Below are 6,957 nucleotides of genomic sequence, written 5' to 3' on the forward strand. Positions count from 1 at the left end.
TCGTATCGTATCCGCTCCGCTATGGGACTCCGCATACGTCACCGCATCACGCAGTGAACCGGCACCGGCATCGTTGGTATTGATGACTAATAGCGGATCGATAAACGGCGCAGAAAATCCCGACGTCTGTTCATTATATTCCTGAATCGCTGTATAGCGTGTACCTCCGACAGGTGTTACGTTGGCGGTCCAGTTACCGGAGCCATCCGCACGAACCGTATCTAAGAAATATTCACCTTGATCGGCAGAATCGGCGTAAACGTACACTAGCGCATTACTGTTTGCCGTACCGGCAACTATTCCTCCATACGTCCCCAATGTAATCGTAGGAGGATTTATACCCTGCTGCGCACCACCGCTGATATCAATACCGCCGCCGACGTTTTTATAAATAAAATTGTCGACAAGCAAATTACTGTCAGTTTGTGCACCTTGAATAGTAATACCAAAGTTTCCGTTGTATGCAATGTGATTTGAATCAATTAGATTATTAGATGGATAAGAAAATCCATTATCGATAAGTACGATACCGTTCTGCGAATTGCCGATTGGGCCATATTGCATACCGATATTGTTACTAAAGATAGTATTGCCAAATGACAACTCTTCAATACGAATGCCATCGCCTGTATTTCCGGTTATCGAATTTCCTTCGACCCAAGCATTGGAATGATTAAAAAGTACAACACCGGCAGTGCCATTAGCGCGTTGAATCGTGCCTGTAACGTCAAGACCAATACTGTTTGCTTGAATTTTCACTTTACGACCATATACAACCTGAATTCCAGTAAATGAATTTCCTGAAATATAATTACTCGTTATTTCAGTGCTATCTGATACGGTATAGATACCATATCCTGTATTTCCGATAGCGTTGTCACCATTGACATCAAGACCAACGAAATTGCCTGCGATACGTGTTCGACTAAAATTATAAATACCATGACCTGAATTACCGGAAATAACATTGCGCCCTCCGACAGAACCGTCACCGATTTCATTATCCACTCCATCCTGAATGGAAATACCGGCGTTAGAATTCGGAACAGCTGTCGTACCTGCGAGATCAAGCCCGATCAAATTGCTGCGTACTAAGTTACTATCCGTGCCAACATCTTCTATGGATATACCGAAATTGCTATTGCCGGAAATAATGTTTCTACCTGAGACCGTTGCGTTCCCGATATTAGCGTGCGTTGTTCCGTTGTTTAACCGGACACCAAAGCTGTTGCCTACGGCTGCGTTTCCAGACGCGTTGACACCAATATAGTTTTGCAATACTAGTGTGGAATCGGCGTCGCTCAACACGATACCACCGTCAGGATTACCCGATATGATATTGGCCTCAGCCGGAGCCGACAAACCAATTTGATTTTTTATACTTCCGCTTATGTAAACACCGCTTCCAATACCCAGTGCCGTGGTACCGTCTGCACCGACACCGATATAGTTACCGGCAATGAGATTAAAATTGGAATTATTTGTAATAAGTACATGCGAAGCCATATCAGCGCCGCTACCACCGGCACCCATCACATTGCGCCCACCTGCGGTACCGTCTCCGATGATATTGTGATTGGATTGATTATCCAGCGTAATACTTGAACCCCCACCGCCGCCGGATTGGTTGGCCAAAGCCATATTACCATAGACATCCACACCAAGGTAATTGCCTAAGATTGCATTATATGTTGCACTATCGAGATAAATCCCTGCGCCGTTAAGATTAGCTTGCGAATTATCGACAATCACATTTCCGGAGCCAACCGCTGTACCGCCGATCGTATTGGCGTGAGCACGTAATAAGTGAATTCCGTATCCTTGATTGCCGAGTGCCCCGGTTCCGAGAGAATCCAAGCCGATAAAGTTGCCGGTCACGATGTTACTATCTGATTCGACACGAATACCATTCCGACCGTTGCCGGAAATAACGTTATATGATCCGCCGACACCGCCGATACGATTGTATCGTGCTTGATTGCGTATCATAACACCGTCCGAACTGTTGCCTGATTCCGTAATACCGTCGGCCGTACCGATGAAATTACCATAAACGATATTCGAGTCCGTCCCGAGCCCCTCAATCAGAATACCGAATCCTGTAAACGCGTCCGTATTGTTATAAATATAATTTCGACCTGCGATGGTGCCATCACCGATACGGTTATGGTGCGCGCCATTGAAAATATTAACACCATCATTATTATTATATATTCGGCAACCGACGATAAGGTTGTATGCGCCTCCGTTAATATCAATACCGCTCGCCATCGAACCAAAACCGGTAATATTCAAATTACGAATTTCGTTGTAATTCGAATTAATCGTCAAACCGATAGGTACATTAAACGGGGCACCGTTTAATGTGATATCCGGTAAACCATTCATATCAATATCACCGTCAATCACTGTCGAATCATCTGTGATATCGGGCAGCATTGTAGCAGGAAAAATAGTTTGCCCCACCATCGGTACATCAAAACGAATGGTATCAGGCCCGGCATGCGAATTGGCATAGTTGATTGCAAAACGCAAACTTCCCGTGCCGGAATTATTGTTATTGGCAACGAGTGTCGGATCCGTTAAGCCAAACGGCCATGTATTAACGGCAAAACCGGACGTGTTACCGGCACTATCTTGTGTAGCCGTTATGTTATAGCCAAAATAATTACGTAAGGCCAGGCGAACATCACCAAGATAACCGCCCGATGCATCGGCAAATCCTGTAATCAAAGGGATTTCACCCTGAGATCCGGCATCCGCAAAAACTTGAATGTATGCACCCGGGGCCGCCTGTATTGCAATCGTCGAATCTTCAAACATGGCCTCAATACGCGGCGGTGCAACGCCACCCTGCGATCCAGAAACGTAATTGATACCACCCAAAGTATTGGCAAATAAGACATTCTGATCCAATTGATTACTATCCGCATCACTGGCTCCGTCCGCTTCGACGCCATAAAAACCGTTGTGTGCGATGATATTTGCGTTAAAATAATTACCGGTGGTATTAAAAGAAGGGATCGAATAAAGGCTGATACCATTTTGTCCGTTACCTCGGATCAGGGATCCGTCAGCTCCGACTCCGATGTAATTATTGCGAATCAAATTATTTTCTGCCTTGGCAGCCGTAGCAATGATACGTATACCATGGCCCGCGTTCGAAGAAATAATATTACGACCGGAGGCCGCTCCGTTTCCTATGAAATTAGCGCTGGACTGCTGGAGTATTATCCCGGTACCTCCGTTGGCAAACGTAGCCACTCCTGCCGTTCCGAGACCAATAACATTCTTATATATTTCATTGGAATCCGAAGATGAAAAAATCAAACCGTCGTTGGTATTTCCCGAAATGGTATTACCCAGCGATTCGCCTATTTTATTATACTTCGAAGAAGACATAAAAATACCGGCGCTGTTGGGACGCACAAGATTTCCAGCCGCATTCAAACCGATAATATTGTTATCTACAATACGGTACATACCACCGGTAATATACATGCCCTCGCTGTTGTTTGAAGCCACCACGTTATCTCGTACGATGGTATATTCGTCGTTCGTCAACGATACACCATAGCTTTGATTACCAAGCGCTGTGTTCCCATTGGCGCCGAGGCCGATATAGTTTCCGGTAATGCGAACACTGTCGCCACCGCTAACTCCGACACCGAACGTGGTATTATCGGAAATCACATTACGCCCGCCAATCGTGCCATCGCCTATCCATATATTATTGGATGTGGACACGGAAACGCCCGCGTTGTTTCCCAACGACGCATTGCCGGTCACATCAGTTCCTATATAATTACCTAAAACCCATATTGAATCCGTGTTGGTTATCTGAATACCAAAACTCAGATTACCGGAAATCAGGTTTCCACCAGGCACTGTACCGTCGCCGATGTGATGGAATCTTGAGTTTGGCCCAATAGAAATACCATTACTACCTCCGAGTCCGTTGAGTCCATCTTTGTCGGTACCTATCTTGTTCCCGATAATGGTAAACCCATTGATAGGAAAGGAAAATGCACTATTAAGTTGGATAGCGTTGGTATTACCGTTAATCACATTATTCTTGATCGTCCAGCCTTGTTGAGTAATACGATAAGTAACATAAATGCCGTTGCCTGGACGCAATGCGACAGTGCCCGAAGCATTCGTACCGATCAGATTATCTAAAATCATCGTCGTATCCACCGTAGCATCGGAACCACCGTAAATACCCGTTCCACCGCCCGCGATAACATTACGGAACACTTTGTTATCTTCCGCCGTCAACGTGATCCCTTGCGCATTCGCACTGATAAGCCCGAAATGGTTATACTGAATCGTTGTGAACGGCGCATCACTTATGATTCCATTGGAAGTAAATCCGTCTATATGAAATCCCTGTATGGTGACACGAAGCGCCGTCGCGGACAAATTAAAACCATTAGAAGTACTTCCCTGCCCGTCTAAAAATATATTGGGCAAACTATCATTATTAATATCGGCATTGATAAACGTAGAGTCGTCTGTCAACATTGGAAGAGCCGATGCAAGTGAGATGGTAGCTCCATCAATATTAGTTGCAAAACGAATCGTATCGGCACCCGGATTAGCATTGGCAAAATTGATAGCCGATCGTAACGTACCAACGCCATTGTCAAGAATCGACGTAACAAGCAGCGGCATGGCACCCGACGCGGTAAACGTCGGACCGTTAATCAACGTACCGTCATTATCACCGGCCGTAACATCGTATGTCGTCGTACCACTGGATTCATCAAAGTGCCAAAGCCCGGCAAGGCCTGCTTCATCACCACGAAGAGGTTTGTGCATATCCGCCACAATTTCCGATTGTGTGCGTGCCACATTCCACACTCGCACTTCGTCAATTTCTCCATTCCAAGCACGACCGGGAAAACTATAATTATTTCCGATCCAAATCGGCGCATCCGATAAATCAATCGGACCCGAAGCGCCTGAAATACCATCCAATTCACCATCCACATAAAGACGCAGTTCGGAATTTCCTATATCGTACACCCCTGCTACGTGATGCCATAACCCATCGGCAACATCTTTGGAGCCACTGACGTTACCGGGGCCTGACGCAGCAAAATACAATGCGTTTGTCGCGTTATTACGCGTCAAGCGATACGTATTATCACCTTTGGTGACAATCGCTTGCCACACTTGATCAAAGCTATTGACACGAATCCAAGCTTCCAGCGTTACTGAATTTGTAAAATCAAAAGCCGCTTCGTTGGCGATTTCCACATACGAGCTACCATTGAAAACAAGCGAATTTCCGGCACCGGCCGCTGGAATTGCAACATCTTGGTTGGAGTAAGCACCTTGTGCCGTTCCGGCATTTACGGCGGCTACGCGGTAATACTGAAATGTTCCGTTAGCAACGGTTATCGTTTTCGAGGTATCAGAGATACCTCCTGTAGTCGAATCAATTTGGGCTGTCGGATTGGGCGCGGGGCCTGCAAAAATACGATATTTGATAATATCATCTTCCGCACCCTTTCTCCATTTCAGAACAATGCTGTTATTTTGTCCCATCGCAAAGAAACCGGATGGTGCAGTCGGAGGATGATTTCGAAGATCCAAAGCTATTCCGCGACCTTCGTTGGGCAATGTCAAGAGTAGCTCATCTCCGCTTCCGTCCAAATTAATTCGGCGGATTTGTTTAGTTGAAAGGCCTGTAGCGTAGTACAACTTATCGGCAATGGTATCAATAGCTAAAACATTTTGATCAAATCCGGAATTAGTTGAAATTACCGTAGGGGATCCACCACTCATGGGCGCGTTTTTGATTTGATCGAAATTTTGATTTCCCCAATAAATTTTCTGTGTTCTAGCATCTAAAACAAGCCCCCAAACAAATGTTTCAGTATACAAATTTTGTTGCGAAGTACCGTCTAAATTAGCCCGACGAATATTCGTATTGTCGGAATAGTATATTTTGCCACCTGCAACATCCACAGCCAAACCTGTCGGAGAAGATAAACCGCTGACAAGTGTTTCCATCCCGGTTCCGTCAAAATTACCTCTATGGACAGTACCGCCAAACCAAGACGTCCAGTAGATTTTCTGAGCCGCAATATCTAACCCTAAACCACGCGCCCCACTTGATGAAAACAACAATTCATCGCCACTCCCATCGAGATTCGCCCGGCGAACTTGTCCGCCGCCGTACAGTGTGTAGTACATTTTACCACCGGCAATATCCAGTGCTATACTCCAAGGCTGTACAAGGCCGGAATGTACCGTTTGACCACTACTTCCATCAAGTTTAGCTTTGATTACCGGCGAAGGATTCGTGTTCTGGGCGTAATACATTCTTGGGCCACTAATCGTCTGCGAATATGACTTCGGAACTGTCACTAACCCAAGAAGCCAAAAGCAGAGGATCCAAGAAACTGCAAATGTAGCAATTTGTTGGGTTACCTTATTCACAAAAATGAATGTTTTTTCGTTGGATAAAAAAGTAAAATTACCTGAGGCTTGTAAAACTCTTCCCATGAGTTTCTCCGAATTAGTGAATTTATTTTTAATTATTTTTAATCAGTATTTTTGCGTACATCGCCCGATCAGATCAAACATGTATAAAAATTAAACGCTATATTAATAAATAGTTGGGTAGCCTTACATGCATGTTCATGTAGTAAGTTATCAGTATGCACAATTAAAACACTTCATCGCTGTGACGAGCATCACAAAAAATAGATTTTTTAACTAATCGTCAGTTTTTTGACACATAATACCATAAACGCGGTATGCTGTCAATCATTTTTATGTAATGTCCCCAAACGCGACAACCCCGTCTCATCAACGGGGTTGTGTGTAGTGGAAAGGTTTTGTGTGAAGCGATCAGTAGAGTTTAGCCAAGGCCTCCAGCTTATTGAGCAAGAGGGTCGCTATACCGGGCTGATTGGACGCCGCCGTAAAGGATGGATCCAAAGC

At 45.0% G+C, this 6,957-nt stretch carries 1 protein-coding gene; it reads right to left on the bottom strand.

Translation table 11 applies throughout. From position 1 onward, the window contains the following. Window positions 1–6,516 (bottom strand): right-handed parallel beta-helix repeat-containing protein (locus HUU58_16000; GenBank protein ID NUN47176.1); only part of this gene is annotated, 6,516 nt, incomplete at its 3' end. Between the last annotated feature and the right edge of the window lie 441 nt (window positions 6,517–6,957).

It is taken from the genome of bacterium (assembly GCA_013360215.1).
Classification (GTDB): domain Bacteria; phylum CLD3; class CLD3; order SB21; family SB21; genus JABWCP01.